A 21208-nucleotide genomic window follows, 5' to 3' on the forward strand; every position below is an offset into this window, starting at 1 on the left:
ATAACGGATGCATAAGAAGGATAACAACAAATGGTGCAGCGTTTAGTAAAAATAGCTTTAGGGCTGGTGCTGGTTGTCATCATCCTCGGTTCTTACACGCGTTTAACCGATGCGGGTTTGGGCTGCCCTGATTGGCCTGGCTGTTATGGCTACCTTACAGTACCTCATAGTGAGGTAAAGGTAGGCGAGGCGGAAATGCGGTTTCCTGAGCGACCGGTAGAACATTTCAAGGCCTGGAACGAAATGATTCATCGATATGCCGCAGGCATACTTGGATTGTTGGTATTGGCAATTGCCATTGCAGCGGTTGCTCGATATCGCAAACTCGGTGCGGGTAGACCTCTAAAATTACCCCTTGCACTGTTAGCCATGATTATATTCCAAGCGGCTTTGGGTATGTGGACGGTAACCATGAATCTGCAGCCTGTAATCGTAATGGGGCATTTACTTGGCGGATTTACCACATTTAGTTTGTTGGTACTGCTGCATTTGCGAGAAAACCCACCGAAGTTAGCGCAAGAAGCTGCACTTCGGGGTATGCGTGGCCTAGCAGCATTTGCACTCATTGTTGTAGTGATGCAAATTGCATCAGGTGGCTGGGTTGCTGCGAACTATGCAGCCTTAGCCTGTACAAATCTGCCAATCTGCGAAGGCGCTTGGGGTGAACGTTTAGATTTCGCCGGCGCCTTCTCGCTCCCAGAAGCCGAGAATTATGAGTTCGGCGTGCACAACTACGATCAACGCATGACCATGCACATCGTGCATCGATTTGGTGCTATTGTGGTGATGGCCGTTATGCTTTGGTTGCTGAGCAAACTGTGGCTAAACGCTACCAGCGCTTGGTTTAGGCGTGTAGCGCTTACGTTAACCGTGTTGCTTGTGGTTCAGGTATTACTCGGTATTACCAATGTATTGGCAAGTTTGCCGCTCGCTGTTGCTGTTGCTCACAACGCGGTGGGCGCGCTACTGATGGTAACGCTAGTGGCATTAAATTTCGGCCTGTATCGGCTTAATAAAAAGGAGGTGAGCCATGGCTAATCAAGCCGCGCTAACCCAACGCGCTTCATGGCGTGAGTACTTAGAATTAACCAAGCCACGGGTTGTGGCATTATTGTTGTTAACGGCTCTGGTGGGAATGGCTTTGGCCACACCCACTTGGGTGGCGGCCGAGATTCTTATTCCAGCCATGCTGGGTATCGGCTTGATGGCAAGTTCAGCCGCGGCAATTAATCATTTGGTAGATCGCCACATTGACGCCAAAATGGCTAGAACCTTGCGGCGGCCCCTACCAACAGGTGCGCTTTCACCACGAAAAGTGCTGATGTTTGCCATGTTTATAGGCACCTTGGGCTATGTGATTCTTGATTTATTTGTGAATCGAATCACCGCGGTTTTAACCTTAGCGAGCCTAGTGGGTTATGCGGTTATTTACACCATGTACCTAAAGCGAGCTACGCCTCAAAACATAGTAATTGGTGGCTTAGCGGGAGCAGCGCCGCCACTATTGGGCTGGACGGCAGTAACCGGGGAAATTCATGCATACCCACTGTTGCTGGTGATGATTGTGTTTACGTGGACACCACCGCATTTTTGGGCGCTGGCCGTGCATCGCGCCAAAGATTACGCCAAGGCGGAAGTGCCCATGTTGCCGGTAACTCATGGTATTGCCTTCACAAAAACCTGCATTTTGCTGTATACGGTATTACTCACCGCGGTTTGCGTATTACCCTACTTAGTGGGAATGAGCGGCTTAATTTATCTAGTGGGCGTAAGTGCTTTAAATATTGGCTTCTTGGCGTATGCGTTGAAGCTCAAGTATAACCCCAGTAAATTTACCGCGTACAAAATGTTTAAGTTCTCCATTTGGCATCTTATGGGCTTATTTATATTGCTGCTGGTTGACCATTATTTGATGTATTAAAACAAGGTGTTGTTATGAAGAAGGTTCTTGCCGCTCTGGTAATGATTGCAGTGGCCGCTGTGGGTGCATTTAGCTATCTGCAGATAACGAGCAATAATCCGCCGGAGCTGGAATCAGCGCGTATTTACGATCAGGCTAGGCCGATATCACCCTTTGTACTTGAGGGCACCGGGGGCAGTGATGTTGAGAATCAAGCCCTTCTAGGGCAATGGACGCTGATGTTCACAGGCTACACATATTGCCCCGATATTTGCCCAACCACCATGGCACAATTGAAATCTCGTTGGGCCGATATCGATGGGGCTACAGATTTACCCGTTCAAGTTTGGATGATTAGTGTGGATCCCAAACGCGATGATATTGAGCGGGTAGGAATGTATATTGATTTCTTTGGTGAGGGTTTTTTCGGCGTGCGAGCCGAACACAAAGAGTTGTATCCTTTTGTGCGCGATATTGGCTTGATGTATTCGTTACCCGATGAGGGCGAAACCGATTACTTGGTGAACCATAGTTCCGCCATTATTTTGGTGGACCCAAACGGCGAGCAACAAGCTATTTTCCGGCCATCTCACGAGCTTGGCGCGTTGGCTACTGTTAACCCAAACCAGTTGGTGAACGATTTTCAGAAAATCGCTCGCTACTTAGAACGAGCGAATAGCTACTAACACATTCGTTTAGTAGCTATTGCCTCAATCTTATCCCGTAGCGTGGTATCAACACCGAGTGTTGGGCTGATTGCGAACGATAAAATAGCGTTTAAGCTATTCCAAAGGGAATCGGCAGCCAATAATGCAGGGCTAATCCAATCGCCACAACCATACCCGCGTAATGATTCTGCCGGAATGCACGAAAACATGCATCTGAATCTCGGCTGCGAATCAACCAAAGTTGCCAAGTAAACATGGCCGCCATAAGAATAATAGCCAACCAAAACACCGCGGTTGCCTGAATGAAATAAGCCACGAGCAATAAGAGCGCTATTGTGGCTGCTTGCAACAGCGCGATCATCCCAACATCCCAACGGCCGAAGAGAACCGCCGTCGATTTTATGCCCGCTTTTAAATCATCTTCACGGTCTACCATGGCGTATTGAGTATCATAGGCCACTGTCCATAGTGTATTTGCGACAAATAGAAGCCAGCAGATAAGCGGAAGGCTATTCGATTCAGCGGCAAAAGCCATAGGAATAGCCATGCTAAACGCCGCGCCAAGCACAAACTGCGGCAGATGGGTAAAGCGCTTAGCGAACGGGTAGATGATGGCCAAACCCACCGCAATGAAACTTAACAGTAAGGTTAGTGTGTTTAGCGTAAGCACGAGAATAAATGCCAAGCTTACCAAGCCAGCGAAAAGGATGAGCGCTTCGGTGGCCGATACTGCCCCAGTTGCGAGTGGGCGGCTTCGTGTGCGCGAAACCTTGCCATCAATGTTGCGGTCAGCAAAATCATTAATCACGCAGCCGGCCGAGCGCATGAGAAAAACACCTGCTGCGAAAACAGCAACGAGCCGAACGGAAGGGTCGCCAGCGCCCGCTAATAGTAGCGCCCAAAACGTTGGCCAAGCCAGTAGCCAAGTACCTATGGGCTTATCCATGCGCATTAAAGCACGGTAATGATCAAAGCGATTCATGGAAATTCTCCAGTTCGTTATCATGAGTTCTCCAGTGAAGATCTCAGCAATCTATGGCGAAATAGGGCTCTTGATCATAGTAACGCCGCCAAGTTACCACTAGGTTAGAAACTCAAATTTAAATCATCATCTTCAAAAGGTGATTTAAGCATAGCAGGGCGCGTTAGAAAGAAATACCTCGGCTACTAGAATAGGCGTTTCCACTAAATAGAAACACCGGCGGCGGCCCCATAGCTCTATGCGATCTCCTTGCAGTAACCTATCAAGTTCAGCTACCGGTGTATCCTTACTGAATTGCCCAGCCTCTATGGCACCGGCCTGAATATCCGATGATTTGAATAAACGCTCTCCCAGTGGGTTGTTGCCGAGCTGAACAAATTCGGAATCGTGCGCTAGAGCACGAAAAGGAATAATGCTGCGTGCAAACACTAAAGGTGCTTTGCCGCTGAATAAAATAACTTCGCGTATTAATACGGGCTGTTCTGCAATACCCAAAGCTGCATATTCATGAGCTTGAGCCAATCCTTCTGTTTGCCCAAGCAAATGCACAGAAAATTCCCCCCGTAGGGTTTTTAGCTTCTCGGTGAGGGAACCTGGATCACTTAGCCAAGAACACACCGCCCTTGGCGCTTGGCATGTGGCAACTGGCTGCCAAGTTGTATTCAAAGGTATTGGATGAGGTAGGGTGTTATCCATGTTTTAACTGTGTGCGCCTATAGGGCCCATTCCTTTATCATTAAAAACGCTGAGAACCTGAGTTTTTACGGCCGTCTTGAAGGCGGATAAAAAATCCTAAAACAATACCGCTAATTAAGCCCACAGCATGTGCTTGATTCGCTACATTAACCCAAAGGATGTCGGTATAGCCAAGGAGTAACCAACCTACCATGAAAATCAGAAGAAAGGGTGGTAAGGCAAGCGGGTGCGTTGGTTTCTTCCATGCCACAACCATAGCGAAGCCAAGTAAGCCATATACCACTCCCGATAAGCCGCCAAATAGCGGCCCAGAAGCGGCCCACTGAAAGTAATTGGAAACAATTGCGGTAATCAGTGTTACTGCAGCTAAAATTCGCGAGTTGTAAGCAAGTTCAATACGGCCGCCTAGGTACCACCACCAAAACAAATTAAACACTAAGTGAGTTGCCGAGAAGTGCAGTAAAATTGGGGTTACAAAGCGCCATGGCTGGTCGAAACTCAGCTCCGGAACACCTCGTGGAGTAAATATTAACTGCGAAATTGTAGCGTTAGGCGCAACAAACCACTGCATAATGGCGGTGAGCAATACGGCAAGGAAAACGATAAAAGTAACGATTCCCGCTTGTTGCGCTAAAATTTTCCAAAGTGGCAGGCTCTGGCTTTGTTGCCGGTGAGCACTTCGTTGCTGCATAAACGCGGCAGGATCGGGAGGATTACTTTTAAACTCCCGAATAATTTCCTTGGCAATGGGTTCATAGCCCGGCTGTATCAGCATTAATTCCAAGGCACTGCCGCGCTCTACTACAGTTACGGGAACACCAGCACGCTGCAGGATATTTTGCAACATGGCAATTTGCTGTGAGTTCTCGCTACTGTAGATTTTTTTCACAAACCACTTTCCACTTTATCCGGGTACTGCACGGCCCAAGTAGCCATGCCGCCATCCAGGCTAAACACGTGTTCAAACCCTTGCTCGGCCAGATAACGGCCAGCGCCTTGGCTACTGTTACCGTGGTAACACACCACCACCAAGGGCTTGCTAAAATCGGCCGCAGCAATAAACTGCGGCAAATTCTCATTATGCAACTGAATTGCCCCGGGTATATGGCCATTCGCAAAACTGTTGCCATCACGAATATCCACTACTTGTGTGGCTGAATCAGCGATTAAAGGCTCAGCGTCCGCTAAAGAGATGCAGCTAAATGTTCCCATTCTTTAATCCCAGTTAAGAATAACTTTACCTGATTGCCCCGAAAGCATGGTATCGAAACCTTCTTGGAAATCATCAACGGAAAACTGATGCGTAAGAATCGGTGATAGATCTAAACCGGATTGCAACAGCGAAGCCATCTTATACCAAGTTTCGAACATTTCACGGCCATAAACACCCTTGATTACCAGCCCTTTGAAAATTACATGGTTCCAATCTATGGCCATTTCGCCGGGCGGAATACCGAGTAGCGCAACTTTACCACCATGATTCATGGCATCGAGCATTTGGTTGAAGGCAATTGGCACTCCACTCATCTCTAAACCGACATCGAAACCTTCCGTCATCCCAAGCTCTTTCATGACATCAGAAATCTTGGTGTTTTTTGTGTTAACCGCGCGAGTAGCACCCATTTGCGTGGCCAGCTCTAGGCGATAATCATTAATATCAGTAATCACAACGTGGCGCGCGCCGGCGTGCTTAGCAACTGCCGCAGCCATAATACCGATCGGGCCCGCGCCGGTAATGAGCACATCTTCGCCCACTAAATCAAAGGATAACGCGGTATGTACGGCATTCCCAAAGGGGTCGAAAATAGAGGCCAAATCATCAGAGATTTCATCTGGGATCTTAAATGCGTTATCCGCTGGAATCGATAAATATTCAGCAAAAGCACCAGTGCGATTCACGCCAACACCGGTGGTGTTGCGGCATAAATGCCGGCGGCCAGCTCGGCAGTTTCGGCAGTGTCCACAAGTGATATGGCCTTCACCAGATACGCGATCGCCAACACTAAAACCGCGCACGCCTTCGCCTACTTCAGCCACTACGCCAACATATTCGTGCCCTACTGTCATGCCAACGGGAATCGTGTTTTGTGACCACTCATCCCATTTGTAAATGTGCACATCGGTGCCACAAATAGCCGTTTTTTTAATCTTGATAAGCAGATCATTGTAACCACACTGCGGCATTTCCGCATCGGTAAGCCACAATCCTGGTTCTGCCTTTAGTTTTGCCAGTGCTTTCATATTGAAATCCACTCCAGAAAATTTAAATTAGCTTATCACACCGAGTTCTTTGCCTACACGAATGAAGGCATCGATGGTTTTATCAAGCTGTTCCCGCGTATGTGCGGCCGACATTTGTGTTCGAATACGAGCTTGCCCTTTAGGTACTACTGGGAACGAGAACCCAACGACATAAATACCCTCTTCGAGCATGCGATCAGCCATTTGGGAGGCAAGTTTCGCATCGCCTAACATAACTGGAATAATGGCGTGATCCGCTCCTGCAAGCGTGAAACCGGCAGCTGTCATACGTTCCCGGAAATATTCACTGTTAGCGTTGAGCTTTTCTCTCAATTCATCCCCTTCGCTCAGCATTTCTAACACGCGAATCGAGGCGGTAACGATTGATGGCGCTAAAGAATTCGAGAATAAGTAAGGGCGTGAACGTTGGCGCAACCAATCAATCACCTCTTTTTTCCCTGAGGTGAAACCGCCAGAAGCACCGCCAAGGGCCTTACCCAAGGTGCCGGTAATGATATCAACGCGATCAATAACATTGTGAAATTCATGGCTGCCGCGGCCCTTTTTACCAACGAAACCAACCGCATGAGAATCATCAACCATTACCAGGGCGCCGTATTTATCGGCTAAATCACAAATATCGGTAAGGTTCGCGATGATACCGTCCATTGAGAACACGCCGTCGGTAGCGATAAGTTTATGGCGAGCACCATCCGCTTCGGCTTGTTGCAGTTGCTTCTCTAAATCGGCCATATCGTTGTTCGCATAACGATAGCGTTTTGCTTTACACAAACGCACACCGTCAATGATGCTGGCATGATTCAACGCGTCGGAAATGATGGCATCTTCAGGCCCCAAAATGGTTTCAAATAAACCCGCGTTCGCATCAAAACATGAGGAATAGAGAATGGTATCTTCGGTACCAAGAAATTCACTGAGTTTGCTTTCCAGCGTTTTGTGAATATCTTGCGTGCCACAAATGAAACGTACAGAGGCAACACCAAAACCATGAGTATCTAAGCCCTGTTTTGCCGCCGCGATGAGCTCAGGGTTGTTCGCCAAACCTAAGTAGTTGTTGGCGCAAAAGTTAAGAACTTTATGCCCGTTAACATCGATTTCGGAATACTGGGAAGAGGCGATAATACGCTCACTCTTATATAGCCCTTCCGATTTCACTTCGGCGAGCTGCTCACTGAGCTGTTTGTATAATGCATCTCTCATTAATCTCTCCTAAATTTTTTAACGAGCTTTAAATCTAATGCCAGGTATTTTACGCTTCTCCTGCAGGTATTGCAGCACTCTTTCACTTTTTCCTAGTTGAAAAACAGGAATAGACGCTAAGGTTCCTATCCGGTACTCTTTTTGTGTTGAGTTCAAGAACAGTGGGCACCGCACTTATAAGAAGTGCGCACGCCGTTAAAGTGAAGCATTAGTGCTAAACTTTGGCGTTGCCGATGAAAGCAAATAATTTTCAGTGCAACACCTTATGTGCCACATAAAGGTGTTGCCGAATCCATTTGAGATCGTAAACATTATGTACAGACGAGCCATCTACCCCGGAACTTTCGATCCTGTTACCAACGGCCACATTGATTTAATCGAACGCGCAGCGAAATTATTCTCTGAGGTTATCGTGGGTGTTGCCGCCAACACGAGTAAACAACCGCTATTCAGTTTAGATGAACGTGTTGCTATGGTGGAAGAAACTACAGCACACTTAGATAATGTACGCGTGATCGGCTTTACTGGTTTACTTGCTGAGCTTGCACGCGAGCACAAGGCGCATGTTTTGATTCGTGGCCTGCGGGCTGTGGCTGATTTTGAGTATGAATTTCAATTAGCGAACATGAATCGGCGTTTAAACCCGGATTTAGAAAGCGTGTTTTTAACACCATCGGAAGAAAATTCGTTTATTTCATCAACGCTCGTTAAAGAAGTAGCATTGCATGGTGGTGATGTTGGTCAGTTTACCCACCTAAGCGTAGCTCAAGCTTTACAGAAAAAGTTTGCTAGCAAGCGCGGCTGATTGCCGTTTTGCGGCCTATTCAGGCTATCTTTAATGCAGAAAAACCGTTATTATTTCGCTTGAAAAAGCAACAACCGAGCAGGTAAGTGAAATTTTTATTCAGCTCACCATGCTTTTTACGCAATCGCCAAATTAATTGATACTTAACTTCGCACCCGCAGGAGCCCTTCGCATGACTGATCTGGATCTGAGCCAATATGGCATTACAGACGTCACCGAAATCGTTTATAACCCATCTTACGAGTTACTTTTCGCTGAAGAAACGCGCGATGATCTCGAAGGCTATGAACAAGGACGTGTTACCACTACTGGCGCAGTAGCCGTAGATACTGGTATTTTCACTGGCCGTTCACCAAAAGATAAATACATTGTTCGCGACGACACAACACGCGATACGGTGTGGTGGTCGGATCAAGGTAAGAACGATAACAAAGCCATTAGCACCGAAACTTGGAACGAATTGAAAGCTTTAGTAACAAAGCAGCTTTCAGAAAAACGTTTGTTTGTGGTGGATACTTACTGCGGCGCCAATCCAGATACGCGGCTTGCGGTGCGGTTTATTACGGAAGTGGCGTGGCAAGCGCACTTTGTAAAAAACATGTTCATTCGCCCTAGCGATGAAGAGCTAAAAAGTTTTGAGCCAGATTTTGTGGTGATGAACGGTGCAAAATGCACAAATCCAAACTTTGCTGAGCAAGGTTTGAACTCTGAGAATTTCGTGGCCTTTAATCTTACTGAACGAGTGCAGCTAATTGGCGGCACTTGGTATGGCGGTGAGATGAAAAAGGGCATGTTCTCAATGATGAATTATTTCTTACCCCTGCAAGGCATTGCTTCTATGCATTGCTCGGCAAATGTGGGTGAGGAAGGCGATGTAGCAGTATTCTTTGGTTTGTCGGGTACAGGCAAAACAACCTTATCTACCGATCCAAAGCGGCAACTCATTGGTGATGATGAGCACGGTTGGGACGACGACGGCGTATTCAACTTCGAAGGTGGTTGTTATGCCAAAACCATCAACTTATCGGAAGAAGCAGAGCCTGATATTTACCGCGCCATTCGCCGCGATGCATTGTTAGAAAATGTGACTGTGCGTGATGATAACAGTGTTGATTTCGACGATGGTTCAAAAACCGAAAACACGCGTGTTTCCTACCCGATCTATCATATCGATAACATTGTGAAGCCGGTTTCTAAAGCAGGCCATGCGAAGAAAGTTATCTTCTTAACGGCTGATGCTTTTGGGGTGTTGCCACCAGTTGCGAAACTTACCACCGAGCAAGCAAAATATCATTTCTTATCAGGCTTCACAGCAAAGCTAGCCGGCACTGAGCGAGGAATTACTGAGCCAACACCTACGTTTTCAGCGTGCTTTGGCGCAGCATTCTTAAGCTTACATCCAACAAAATATGCTGAAGTATTGGCTAAGCGCATGGCCGATGCAGGTGCCGAGGCATATTTGGTGAATACCGGTTGGAATGGAACGGGCAAGCGCATTTCAATAAAAGCTACTCGGGCCATTATTGATGCTATTTTAGATGGCAGCATCGAAGATGCTGAGTTTGTGCAATTACCGTATTTCAATTTAGCGATTCCAAAGGGCTTAGCGAACATTGAAGATAGCGCTATTTTAGACCCACGGAACACTTATGGCGATGCGGCCGATTGGGATGCGAAAGCACAAGATTTGGCAGAACGGTTTGTGAAGAACTTTGCCAAGTTTACCGATAACGATGAAGGTAAGGCGCTGGTTGCCGCAGGCCCACAGTTGCCTTAACAAGTGCTTTTATAGCAAAACTTATTATCGTTATGTAAAGCCGGCTGTATGCCGGCTTTTTTGTGGGCCGATGAGTTTTAGCTCTTTGGCCGAGCTGAGCAAGGGTTCGGTGTATTGCTGCTTTGATTTTGTGCAGGATAAAGAATACACTGAAGTAGCAAATAATAACAAAAAGGCAACCTTCTTTTGAAACGGCATCCAATCGCGGGTAACACCTCAGCAATTGCGATCTTCTACACTATCGTTGTAGCCTCTATTGTTACTGGCGTTATCGGCCTTTCAGTGTTCGCCCTATTTGGCCAAGTTCAACCGCTTTCTGATGTTCTATCAGTTACGGCCTCTATCGTTTCATTAGCTACCGGTTTAGCACTTTTAGCGGCGGCTCTTAACATTTCTTGGCTGCGCATTTTTTCCGGCCTCATTGTCTTTTTTGGTGCGATCTATTCGGTGGCAAATAGCCTGCCTTGGTTCACTGCTCTCAACCATATTGAAGGCCCCACAACCGCTGTGCGTTGGCCTGTTAGCGTTTTCTTTATTTTAATCGGAGTATGTTTGCTGTTTGGAATATCGCCAAGCAAACGCAGAGTGCTTTGGCGTGTGGGCGGGTATAGCACCTTGCTAGCAGGCTTAGTTTACAGCGGCATGTGTTGGTACAGCGATTGGTTCCTTTGGTTTGGTGCTCACCCGATTGTAGTTACCATCAGCGTGTTTTATTTAGCTGTGTTTGGCCTTGCCTTAATCATCGGTTCTTATCAGGATTCTGAAACAGAGCGGGCACTGAGCCAACGCGCCGTACTTACGATGATTGTTAGCATCACAGTTGTATGTAGCACTTGGTTTATCCTCTCATCAGCTGAAGTAAATCGCGTGCAAGCGCAAATTTTAACGACAATGAATTTAGCGCAAACGAATAGAGAGCGTATCGTTACCGATAATATTAATGTTATGAAGCGCTTAGCAGCTCGCTGGCAAGCAAGTTCAGAAAGTGAACTTGCTGATTTAATCAGGCTTGATGTGAACAGTTACATGGATGATATGCCGCAAATAACCGGGATAATGCTAGTGGATATCCACGGCGAGATAATGTACGAACGTACTCGCCAGCAAACAAGCCAATACTGGCTTCTCGGCACGCCCGATGTTGTAAGTTACTTTAATGAAACGGCAGGGCAGTTTAGTGCCATGATTCCTAGCGAGAGCATCCGTAATCAGGGTAGGCCTCTGGTGCTAATGCGCTTCCCTGTTGTGCGTGAGGGAGATAGTGGTGAGCCTGAGCTTTATGGTTATGTGGTGCCCACCCTTGATTTTGCATCGTTAATTAACCCTTCAAAAGCGGAATATGAAGATATCGTTGATACTTATGCAAACATTGGTAATCGTTATCTACTTAGAGTTGTGGGTGAAACAACTGAAGTACTCGATATGCGCGAGCCACTTCCGAAGGTCCTTTTTCAACATACGGTTGATTTAAATATTCCCTCAAACCAAAGCATTAGTTTGGTGGGATTCTATGCTGGAGAGATGGATTTAAGAGCACTAGCCAACCTGTACATCATTGTTATTGTGAGTGGCCTTTTGCTTTCCGCACTTTTAGTGATCAGTATTGAAGCGAGCCAAATATTAAGGCGCCAGCGCCGGCAACTGAAAGTGCAAGCAACTCACGATAGCCTCACTGGGCTTGCAAATAGAGCGGTTCTCGAGCAGGAATTGGAGAAGTGGTGCCAGCATACAGTGCGAACCGGGAACAGCATTGCGGTGGCGTTTATTGATTTAGATGGCTTCAAACCAGTGAATGATAGCCTTGGCTTACTAGTGGGGGATAAACTCCTACAAGAAACAGCGCGCCGATTAGAGGCATGCATGCACAGCGGCGCACTTGTGGGGCGGTTTGGTGGTGATGAATTTATCGTAATTATGCCACGCTTGCGGCCGGAGCACCCAATCACAGATTTGATTAATGATATTTTAACGAGTATTTCTCAGCCTTATCATATTGACCAGTATCGCTTATATTTAACAGCGAGCATTGGTATTACTACCACCATGCAGAGCCCGCCGGAGCCTAAACAATTAATTCAGCATGCGGATATGGCGATGTATCAAGCCAAACGCCAGGGCCGTAATCACTATCAATTTTATTCCAGTGAAATTAGCGAGCGTTTTCACGCCTCGGTAACGCTGCGTAATGAGCTGCAGCATGTTTTGGAACTAGGTGCGTTAAAGCTGTTTTATCAACCTATAGTGCGTTGTGGTGATCGTAAGATTGTAGGTTGCGAGGCGTTACTGCGCTGGCAACGCGAAGATGGTAGTTTTGTATCCCCGGCTGAATTTATTCCTTTAGCTGAAGATACCGGGCAAATTATTCCGATTAGTTCTTGGGTGCTTAAACAGGCTTGTGAGGATGGCTTAAAACTTCGCGAGCTCGGTGATTTCACCATGGCAGTGAATTTATCCGCAGTGCAGTTTAATCGGGCGAACTTCATTGAATCTTTAACACATACCCTAAACCTCTCGGGCTTCCCCGCGAAGAATCTACATTTAGAGCTTACGGAAAGTGTGCTGATGGATGATTCTAATCGCGCCATTAGTTTGTTAGAAGCATTACGTAAACGCCATTTTAGTATCTCTATAGATGATTTCGGCACTGGTTTTTCCAGCCTTTCGTACTTGAAAATGCTCCCGGTGGATACCTTAAAAATTGATAGAACTTTTATTAAGGATGTGTTCAGTGGTGAGCATGATGCGGCCATTACGCAGAGTATCATTGGTATGGCGCAACAGTTGCAACTATCGGTTACTGCGGAGGGTGTTGAAACACTCGAACAAGCTGAATTTGTGGAAGCGGCAGGGTGCCAGTATATGCAAGGTTTTTACTTTGCTCGCCCGATGCCTATTGAAGAGATTATGGCTATGGTGAAGCAGCAAGAAAACAAATAAATTAAAGAAGAATACAGAAAAGGCTCGGTGTAATGCACCGAGCCTTTTTTATGAAAACAATAAACTATAAGAATATGCTACTACTCAAGCCGTTCGGCGTGAGGTAATTCATGCTCTGGAATACCTTCGGCTTGATCTACTAAGTAGAATTGCATCCAACGCATCAAACGTAACGCATAATCCATTTGTGAGGCCGCACGGCTATTTCCGTGCCCTTCACCTGGATAAAGCACCAACCGTACTGGCACATTACCGTGAACTTTCAGGTAACGATACAGTTCCATCGATTGGCTAGGATGCACGCGTGTGTCTTCGGCGCCGTGCATAATTAAGATAGGCGTTCTACCTTGCTCAGCCCAGTAAATTGGGCTTCGCTCCAAGTACCATTGCCACTTATCCCACGGGTAGCTACGCGCATGCACTAGGTGCATTTCGTTTGGAATATCTGTGGTACCAAACTTTGATAGGTTATTGGAAATACCCACAAACATAACGCTGGCCGCAAAATGTTCAGTTTGTTTTGTGGCGCCCCAAGCTGAAGCATAGCCACCATATGAACCACCGGTAATGCCCACGCGTTCAGGATCTGCCACACCGATTTCAACTAAATGTTCTTTGGCAGAAACAATGTCGTCGAATTCTTTACCCGCATAATCGTTTTGGCCGAGTTTACTAAATTCTACGCCTCGGCCCGTGCTGCCACGATAGTTTGGAAAGAACGTAGCAAAACCTTGCTGTGCTGCAAACCATGTAGGGCTTGAATACCGATCATTCCAACCATTGCGAACATGCGCTTCCGGACCGCCGTGTACCGACATAATCACCGGTACCGGTTGGCCTTCCTGATAATCATGGGGATAAACCAAAATACCTTGCAGCTCAACGTTATCATCGGTGGTGTGGTTTATTACTTCTTGCCGCGGCTGGCGCACTTCTGCCAACCAAGGGTTAGAATCGGTTAAACGATTCAAAGCACCATTCGTAAAGCTAAACACTTCTGGTGGATGCGCAGGGCTGTGGCCAATCAGGGTGAGTTGATTACCGGCACTTATATCAGCAATCCGGCTGAAAACACCTTCACCTTGTTGAATCAGGGTGCGCGTTTGGTTATTCGATAAGTTCGTTAAACGAACTTCAGTTTCTACATTGATATCGGCAAGCCACACAAGTTCGTTGTTGCTTTGCCAAACCATATCTTGAATATGACCAAGGAAGTTCGGCACTAAATCGCGCACTTCACCTGTTTCTAAGTTGGCATGAAATAAACGGCCATTGGCAGGATCGTGCTGATCTTCGCCACCAATAAACGCAAGCTGTGAACCATCCGCTGAGAATGCAGCTCGGCCTAGCTTACCGTTTGTATTAAAACGCACAACTTCTTCACCTGCGGCGGTAAAAATAGCGTACTTGCTGAGCATGAGGTCGTCGTCTACCAAAGTGGTAGGTGCTACACGCGCAAGTAATTGTTCATGGCCGGGGCGAAATTGGATTGAATGCACATGCTCATCTAGCTCAATAACGTGTGCTTCTTTTTCAGCGCTCTCGGTATCCAGTAGCCAAATTTGCGTTTTCAGGCTCTGTTCTTCATACACCTGAGCACGAAACCCTTTCGTAGCCAATTCAGTGGCTTTTTCTGGGCCTTTTTCGCGCGCTGTAAAGGCGATCCAACGGCCATCACTGCTTTGGCTAAAGCTACTAATCGCGGTTTCGTGTTGGAAATAGCGGGTTGATTCACCGCCGGTTAACGGCACGTGGTAAAGGCTGGTGTGTTTATCATCGCCGCGTGTGGCAAGATAAAAAATCCCGGAGTCATCAGCGTTGAACGCGATTTGGCCAATGCGAACATCACCAGTGATAAATGGAATAGTATTGCCCTCAGCATTGCGAACGAAAAGCTCGCTATAGGCTGCTCCATCATCATCTTGATATGGCGTACGAGGGCGGAAGCGAGTAAATGCGGTGTGATTCCCATCGCTGGTTGTAATCGCTTGCGTTACCCTTTGAATTGTTATGGTTTCTTCAAGGGTTATATCCCGCTGTTGGGCGTGAACATTACCCATCAAAACAAGCGTGATAACCCCAAACCAAACGGCTACTTGGTTCATGAACTTCTCCTTGGTTACGATACAGAGCGGCAGGGCCGCAATTTTTCAGTAATTTAAAACTTAGTTCTATACGTAGCTTAGCATGTATGTAGATTTTGCTATTTTTACTATCCAGCTGCACACATCTACAATTGGCTAGATAGTGAGTTTACATGCGAGAAATAGTTTATCAGGAGTGGTACGTTGCCGCACCTTTAGCGTGTTTTCGTAGTCGTGGTTGTAAGGCTCGCTTGTAAAGCAGTAGCACCACGAGCAATCATTCGTAGTTCTAAAATTGTATCTTCTATGAGATCAGCCCGCTCGTTTGCTGGCAAATCGAGGGCATCCGCGCCAATGCTAAACATCACACGAACCATGGCGTCGGCCTGCAAGCGCGCTAGATTTTCTTGCAGTTGTCGTTCGTTGTGTAAGTAATCGGCAAGCTCAGATTTAAAATGTTGAATTTCTCTTGCGATAGCCAAACGAAACTCTTTTGAAGTACCGCTGTGCTCCTGCAACAACAAGCGAAAAACGCTACGGTTGTTAGCAATGAAATCCATGAAAATACTCACCGATATGCGAATCACGGAGCCGCCATCGGCTAACCGTTGCCTGCCTTGGCGCAGCAATTGCCGAAGCGTAAGGCCACCCTCGTCCACCAAAGTTAGGCCAAGCTCATCCATATTTTGAAAGTGGCGATAAAACGAGGTAGGTGCAATGTTAGCCTCGCGCGCTACTTCGCGCAGGCTTAAGCTAGAAAACGCAGTTTGCGGGCTGAGCTGGCTTAGTGCTGCATCAATAAGTGCGCGGCGTGTTTTTTCTTTTTGTTTTGCCCGAATGCCGGTCATGAAGGGGGTTCCAAGAGTTGCCGTATTGGTTGCTAATTTATCAGTGAACAGCTGTTAGATCAATTTATGCAAATGCACTTGATTAATTCTTGGAATAACGATAAATTCAGCGAACAGTTGTTCGCTAAAAGTTGTATAAATATGAAAAAACCGCCGATTCTTTGGCTAAATGTTAGTCTCTTCACTATAACCTTTCTGGTGGCTGCCGTGGGCACGCCGCTGTATTTATTTTATCAAGGCTTTAGTTGGGGCTTGTTTACCGCGTTTGCCGCATTAGCCATTTACGCTGGTATTTCTATCACTGCAGGTTATCACCGGTTGTGGTCCCATCGAGCGTGGGATGGCCATTGGAGTGTACGCCTTTTTTTTGCTTTGGGTGGTGCATTAGCACTGCAAAACAGTATTTTACATTGGGCTTCCGATCATCGTGAGCATCATAAGCATGTTGATCACAAAGACAACGACCCCTACTCAATTTCCCGAGGATTTTGGTTTGCTCATATCGGCTGGATGCTGCGTGAATATCATGAGCATCGCTACAACGATTATTCAAACGTGAAAGATTTACAAAAAGATAAAATCGTAATGTGGCAACACAAATACTATTTGCCGCTCATGTTGTTCATGAATGTTGGCGTGCCATTGCTCATTGGTTTGGCGCTAGGGCAAGTTTGGGGTGCACTCCTAATTGCCGGTTTTTTACGCTTGGTAATCGGCCACCACACTACGTTCTTTATTAACTCGTTGGCCCATGTTTGGGGTAAGCAAACCTTTACCGATCGAAATTCAGCACGGGATAACGGTTGGATAGCTTTACTCACGTATGGCGAAGGATATCACAACTTCCATCATATTTTTTCCGGCGATTATCGCAATGGTATTCGTTGGTACCACTTCGATCCGAGTAAGTGGTTAATTCGGGCGTTCTCTTGGGTGGGGCTCGCAAAAAACCTGAAAAAAGCAAACCCTTATCAGATTGAAAAGGCGCGCCTAGAAATGAAAATAAAGCGTGTGGTTGCGAAAAAGCCTTGGTTGGCGGAACGCTTGCATGAGGAATATGAAGTGATTTTGGCAGAAATGCAGGCCTATTATCAAACCCAGAAGCAGTGGTTAACGCGGCGTAAACAAATTCAGCGGCAGTTACGGGCTTAAGCTTATCTTGTAGCGAGCGCTACTTGTTTTGTCAGTTTTTGCAAGCGAGCACACCTTATAGTGTACTCGCTTTTTTATTATCAGCTAGCGCCTGTTCAGGCCTGCAATAGCCACGCCCAAATAGGCACAGTAATCAGCCCGAATAAAATGCCATAGCCCACCAATGAAGCAACAAAGCGAGGTTTTAAGCCAGCGCCAATGGCAACGGCACCAGCGGTGATCATGAAGGGCATGGAAGCTTCGAGCACGGTTACTTGCGCTGCTAAATCATTTAAATCGAGTGCGCGAATGAGCCCCAGTGCTACCGCAGGAAGAATCAAAAGCTTGATTATCATGGCAACTGAAAAAGGCAGTAAATCACTTTTCGGAATCCGAAATTGCAATTGAAAACCTACTGCAATCATAACTACAGGAACCAAGGTGGCGGCTAAGTTACTTATTAAGGTTTGCAGCATTCCAGGATAGTTTTGCATGCCGAAGATAAAGGCTACGATCAGGGCTATCACCGGAGGAAACGTAACTAAACGTTTGGTTAGGCTAGCTATACTCAGTTTTTCTTCATTGCCATCTTCACGTTTACCGTAAACGGCTGCAAAGAACGTAGCAAAAAAAGCTAAACCAATGAACGAACCCACCTGATCATAAATTACAGCATAAGGTAAACCCGCTGTACCGAAGAAGGTTTCTATCATGGGGAAGCCTAAAAAGGACGTATTCCCTAGGGGCACCACAATCAATAGCGCACCTGTAAGCTCACGGGACCACTTCCAAATCTTGGCACTGGTGAGTACTAGTGCAATAGAAATAGGGAACAGAACCCAGGGCATAATGGCCGGCGTTAAAATCGCGCGAGTGATATCCAAGTGCGGTAAGTGCAGGAGGATCATGGCGGGAACCGCCACGTTGATAACATACTGATTGAGCACTTGCCCCGTATTCACGGGCATCAAATGCGTACGCTTGAGCACGAGACCAATAACTAAGTAGGCCAAAATTAAAAGCATCGCACTCATTCTTTGCTATTCCTGTTGGCTAGGTGATGTTGTGTTCGCTGCAACGTTTTTAGCTATCATCATTAGCTTTCATAATTAGCTTTCTTGGCAGCTCACTACCGTTTTTTCGCTTTTGCAAACGCATCTGCAAACGCACTGTTAATTGGCGCTGATTTATCACCAGCCGGCTTTCTTGCTTTTTGTGCGCCCTGCTGTGGCCGCGATTTTGGCCGAGGTTTTTGTGCACTTGAGTTATTCTGTGCTGCTTGATCTTGCGGTGGATTCGATGCCACTGGATCTTGCAGGCGCATGCTCAGCGCGATTCGTTTTCTCTCAGCATCCACCTCCATAACCTTAACCTTTACCACTTCTCCGGCTTTCACGATGTCATGGGGATCTTTTACAAAGGTATCGGAGAGTGCAGATATATGTACTAAACCATCTTGGTGTACGCCAATATCTACGAAGGCGCCAAAATTGGTTACATTGGTAACCACACCTTCTAATGTCATTCCTATCTGCAAATCGCTAATGTTTTCCACGCCTTCACGAAACTCGGCGGTTTTAAACTCAGGCCGAGGATCGCGGCCCGGCTTTTCAAGTTCACGAATGATATCCATAACCGTTGGTAGGCCAAACTCATCATCGGTGTAATCTTGGGCACTTAAGCTCTGTAAAAAGCCAGAATCGCCAATTATATTCGCGATATCGCGCTGATTTGCTGCGGCAATACGTTCGGCAATTGGATATGCTTCTGGGTGAACTGCTGAACCATCTAGCGGATTCTTTCCCGCCATAATGCGTAAGAAACCAGCGGCTTGCTCATAGCTCTTTGGCCCCATCCGCGGTACAGAGAGTAAATCTTTACGAGCGTTAAAGGTGCCCGTTTGCTCGCGGTAATGCACAATATTTTGCGCGAGGTTGCGGTTTAAGCCCGCAACTCGGGCTAATAGCGGTACCGAGGCCGTATTGACATCCACGCCCACCGCGTTCACACAATCTTCCACTACAGCATCTAAGCTGGTGGCGAGATATGATTGGCTAACATCGTGTTGATATTGGCCAACCCCAATTGCTTTCGGTTCAATCTTTACCAGTTCAGCCAGCGGATCTTGCAAACGCCGAGCAATGGAAACGGCACCGCGGTAGGATACATCAAGATCAGGAAACTCTTGCGATGCCAGTTCCGATGCTGAATAAACCGAGGCTCCCGATTCGTTTACCATCACCTTAGTTAGGGTGAGCTCGGGGTTAGCCGCCATCAGTTCGGATACTAATTTATCGGTTTCACGAGAAGCAGTGCCATTACCGATGGCAACTAATTCAACCTTGTGCTGCTTGCATAGCGCAGCCAGCGTGCGGATGGATTTATCCCACTGGTTTTGTGGTGCATGCGGGAAAATGGTTGAGTTTGCCAGTAGCTTGCCGGTGCCATCTACTACGGTAGCTTTAACGCCCGTGCGAAGCCCAGGATCTAGGCCCAACGTAGGCCGTAACCCCGCGGGTGCCGACATTAAAAGATCTTTTAAGTTACGGGCAAATACATCGATGGCGGCAGCTTCGGCGAGTTCACGCAGCTGGCCGAATAAATCGGTTTCCATTCGGGGTAGAATCTTTACTCGCCAAGTCCACTGTATGCTTTGTTTGCGCCACAGCCCTGCTGCGCTGGCATCGGTGTTTAACTTAAAGTGTTGGCCAATCATGGGTTCATATTGGCTTTCTCGGATACTTGTTTCTTGCTCTGGATCTGGGTTTAGCTTTACCTGCAGGATCCCTTCATTGCGGCCCCGTAACAACGCCAAAGCTCGATGAGAAGGAACCTTGTGAATGGGTTCTTGATAACTAAAGTAATCTCGAAACTTTGCCCCCTCAGTTTCTTTCCCTTTTATTACAGTGGCCTCCAGAGAGGCTTGCTGCCAAAGCTTGGCGCGGATAGCTTTCAGTAACTGGGCATCTTCTGCAAACCGCTCCATAAGGATAAAACGAGCACCTTCAAGTACGGTTTTTTCATCCGCAAAACCGGCTTCGGGATTGATAAAGGGTATTGCGAGGGATTCTGGATTTTGTTCGCTTGTAATCAGAGTTTCAGCCAAAGGCTCTAAGCCGGCTTCAATCGCGATTTGGCCCTTAGTGCGGCGTTTTGGCTTGAACGGTAAGTAGAGATCTTCAAGCTCGGTTTTGCTTAAGCAGTTATTAATAGCATTAGCGAGTTCAGGAGTGAGTTTCTCTTGGTCGGCAATACTTTTTGTAATAACTTGCCTACGATCATCAAGCTCCCGAAGATAAGTAAGGCGCTGGCCTAAATTTCTTAACTGAATATCATCGAGCCCACCGGTTGCTTCTTTCCGATAGCGTGCGATAAAAGGAATGGTTGAACCGTCATCGAGCAGAGCTATTGTAGCCGCCACTTGATTTTCGCGAACATTTAACTCTTCAGCAATAATTTTGGTAATCTCAACACGCGCAGCAGACATTAAATCTCTTCCGTTTCTGCAAAAAATAATGCCGTAGATCTTACCACGGGAGAGCTACCGGAGAGAACTAAAATGCCCTAGGTTTCGGTTGCAGTGTTGTACCTTATTGCTTATTTAAAGTTGTTTCAGTAATGGCTAGCGATAACCTCGATAACTAAACTAAGGCTAACTAGCGGTTGTGAATGCGAAACTTATTCACCTTGTTTTGCGCGTTTTTCAGCCTCGATACGCAGGTAAATCTCTTCTCTGTGCACGGCAACGTTGTTTGGTGCATCGATACCTACTTTTACTTGATTTCCATTAACAGCAAGTACAGTAACTTTGATATCATCATTAATCATTAAGGTTTCGCCAACACGGCGGGTGAGAATTAACATTTACACTTATTCCTTTGCACTGAGGAGAGGCCTATAGAGTAGGCTCTTATAATA

At 46.7% G+C, this 21208-nt stretch carries 18 protein-coding genes; 7 read left to right on the forward strand and 11 right to left on the reverse strand.

Going from position 1 to position 21208, the window contains the following annotated elements; all coding sequences use genetic code 11:
- Positions 1 to 30: 30 nt before the first annotated feature.
- Genes CWE08_RS01680 through CWE08_RS01690 form a run of 3 tightly spaced genes read left to right on the forward strand, consistent with a single transcriptional unit; the run spans position 31 to position 2586 of the window.
- Positions 31 to 1038, forward strand: a complete 1008-nt coding sequence (locus CWE08_RS01680; RefSeq protein WP_420837065.1) for a COX15/CtaA family protein — start codon at positions 31 to 33, stop codon at positions 1036 to 1038.
- Positions 1031 to 1921, forward strand: a complete 891-nt coding sequence (gene cyoE, locus CWE08_RS01685; RefSeq protein WP_126764993.1) for a heme o synthase — start codon at positions 1031 to 1033, stop codon at positions 1919 to 1921. Before CWE08_RS01680 ends, cyoE begins: the two co-directional genes overlap by 8 nt.
- A 14-nt stretch (positions 1922 to 1935) precedes the next feature.
- Positions 1936 to 2586, forward strand: a complete 651-nt coding sequence (locus CWE08_RS01690; protein WP_126764995.1) for an SCO family protein — start codon at positions 1936 to 1938, stop codon at positions 2584 to 2586.
- A gap of 91 nt (positions 2587 to 2677) precedes the next feature.
- On the opposite strand, the gene ubiA is transcribed toward CWE08_RS01690, so the two are convergent.
- From ubiA to CWE08_RS01720, 6 genes are all read right to left on the reverse strand, one after another.
- Positions 2678 to 3550 (reverse strand): 4-hydroxybenzoate octaprenyltransferase, encoded by an 873-nt coding sequence (gene ubiA, locus CWE08_RS01695; RefSeq protein ID WP_126764997.1) that lies wholly within the window; start codon positions 3548 to 3550, stop codon positions 2678 to 2680.
- 144 nt (positions 3551 to 3694) lie between these two features.
- Entirely contained in the window at positions 3695 to 4246 is a 552-nt protein-coding gene (locus CWE08_RS01700; protein WP_126764998.1) for a chorismate--pyruvate lyase family protein, read from the reverse strand.
- Between the two features lie 40 nt (positions 4247 to 4286).
- Complete coding sequence (locus CWE08_RS01705) at positions 4287 to 5135, reverse strand: rhomboid family intramembrane serine protease (RefSeq protein ID WP_126765000.1); 849 nt, start codon at positions 5133 to 5135, stop codon at positions 4287 to 4289.
- Entirely contained in the window at positions 5132 to 5458 is a 327-nt protein-coding gene (gene glpE / locus CWE08_RS01710; RefSeq protein WP_126765002.1) for a thiosulfate sulfurtransferase GlpE, read from the reverse strand. The genes CWE08_RS01705 and glpE overlap by 4 nt, the downstream gene beginning before the upstream one ends.
- 3 nt (positions 5459 to 5461) lie before the next feature.
- Entirely contained in the window at positions 5462 to 6487 is a 1026-nt protein-coding gene (tdh, locus tag CWE08_RS01715; RefSeq protein ID WP_126765004.1) for an L-threonine 3-dehydrogenase, read from the reverse strand.
- A gap of 27 nt (positions 6488 to 6514) precedes the next feature.
- Complete coding sequence (locus CWE08_RS01720) at positions 6515 to 7708, reverse strand: glycine C-acetyltransferase (RefSeq protein ID WP_126765006.1); 1194 nt, start codon at positions 7706 to 7708, stop codon at positions 6515 to 6517.
- A 313-nt stretch (positions 7709 to 8021) separates the two neighbouring features.
- Here CWE08_RS01720 and coaD point away from each other — a divergent pair, with 313 nt between their 5' ends.
- The 3 genes from coaD (at position 8022) to CWE08_RS01735 (ending at position 13227) form a co-directional block, all read left to right on the forward strand.
- Positions 8022 to 8513 carry a pantetheine-phosphate adenylyltransferase gene (gene coaD, locus CWE08_RS01725; protein WP_126765008.1) on the forward strand — a complete coding sequence of 164 codons (492 nt, stop codon included), beginning with the start codon at positions 8022 to 8024 and terminating at the stop codon, positions 8511 to 8513.
- A gap of 172 nt (positions 8514 to 8685) precedes the next feature.
- Positions 8686 to 10290 (forward strand): phosphoenolpyruvate carboxykinase (ATP), encoded by a 1605-nt coding sequence (gene pckA / locus CWE08_RS01730; RefSeq protein ID WP_126765010.1) that lies wholly within the window; start codon positions 8686 to 8688, stop codon positions 10288 to 10290.
- A gap of 186 nt (positions 10291 to 10476) precedes the next feature.
- Entirely contained in the window at positions 10477 to 13227 is a 2751-nt protein-coding gene (locus tag CWE08_RS01735; protein ID WP_126765012.1) for a putative bifunctional diguanylate cyclase/phosphodiesterase, read from the forward strand.
- Between the two features lie 80 nt (positions 13228 to 13307).
- On the opposite strand, the gene CWE08_RS01740 is transcribed toward CWE08_RS01735, so the two are convergent.
- Both CWE08_RS01740 and fabR read right to left on the reverse strand, forming a co-directional pair.
- A complete protein-coding gene (locus CWE08_RS01740) occupies positions 13308 to 15332 on the reverse strand; it encodes a S9 family peptidase (RefSeq protein ID WP_126765014.1) in 2025 nt (674 codons plus the stop codon).
- Positions 15333 to 15526: 194 nt separating this feature from the next.
- Complete coding sequence (gene fabR, locus CWE08_RS01745) at positions 15527 to 16159, reverse strand: HTH-type transcriptional repressor FabR (protein WP_126765016.1); 633 nt, start codon at positions 16157 to 16159, stop codon at positions 15527 to 15529.
- Positions 16160 to 16300: 141 nt separating this feature from the next.
- On the opposite strand from fabR, the gene CWE08_RS01750 reads away from it, so the two are divergent.
- Positions 16301 to 17311, forward strand: coding sequence for an acyl-CoA desaturase (locus tag CWE08_RS01750; RefSeq protein WP_126765018.1), 1011 nt, complete (start codon positions 16301 to 16303; stop codon positions 17309 to 17311).
- 95 nt (positions 17312 to 17406) lie between these two features.
- Here CWE08_RS01750 and CWE08_RS01755 read toward each other — a convergent pair whose 3' ends face one another.
- The 3 genes from CWE08_RS01755 to csrA all read right to left on the reverse strand — a co-directional run bounded on the left by CWE08_RS01755 (position 17407) and on the right by csrA (position 21154).
- On the reverse strand, positions 17407 to 18324 hold the full coding sequence (locus CWE08_RS01755) for an AEC family transporter (RefSeq protein WP_126765020.1): 918 nt from the start codon (positions 18322 to 18324) through the stop codon (positions 17407 to 17409).
- A gap of 95 nt (positions 18325 to 18419) precedes the next feature.
- Positions 18420 to 20777 carry a Tex family protein gene (locus CWE08_RS01760; protein ID WP_126765022.1) on the reverse strand — a complete coding sequence of 786 codons (2358 nt, stop codon included), beginning with the start codon at positions 20775 to 20777 and terminating at the stop codon, positions 18420 to 18422.
- 191 nt (positions 20778 to 20968) lie between these two features.
- Positions 20969 to 21154: a carbon storage regulator CsrA gene (csrA, locus tag CWE08_RS01765; protein ID WP_126765024.1), complete on the reverse strand. Its 186-nt coding sequence runs from the start codon at positions 21152 to 21154 to the stop codon at positions 20969 to 20971.
- Between the last annotated feature and the right edge of the window lie 54 nt (positions 21155 to 21208).

The sequence above is a fragment of the Aliidiomarina iranensis genome (genome assembly GCF_003987135.1).
Taxonomy (GTDB): Bacteria; Pseudomonadota; Gammaproteobacteria; order Enterobacterales; family Alteromonadaceae; genus Aliidiomarina; species Aliidiomarina iranensis.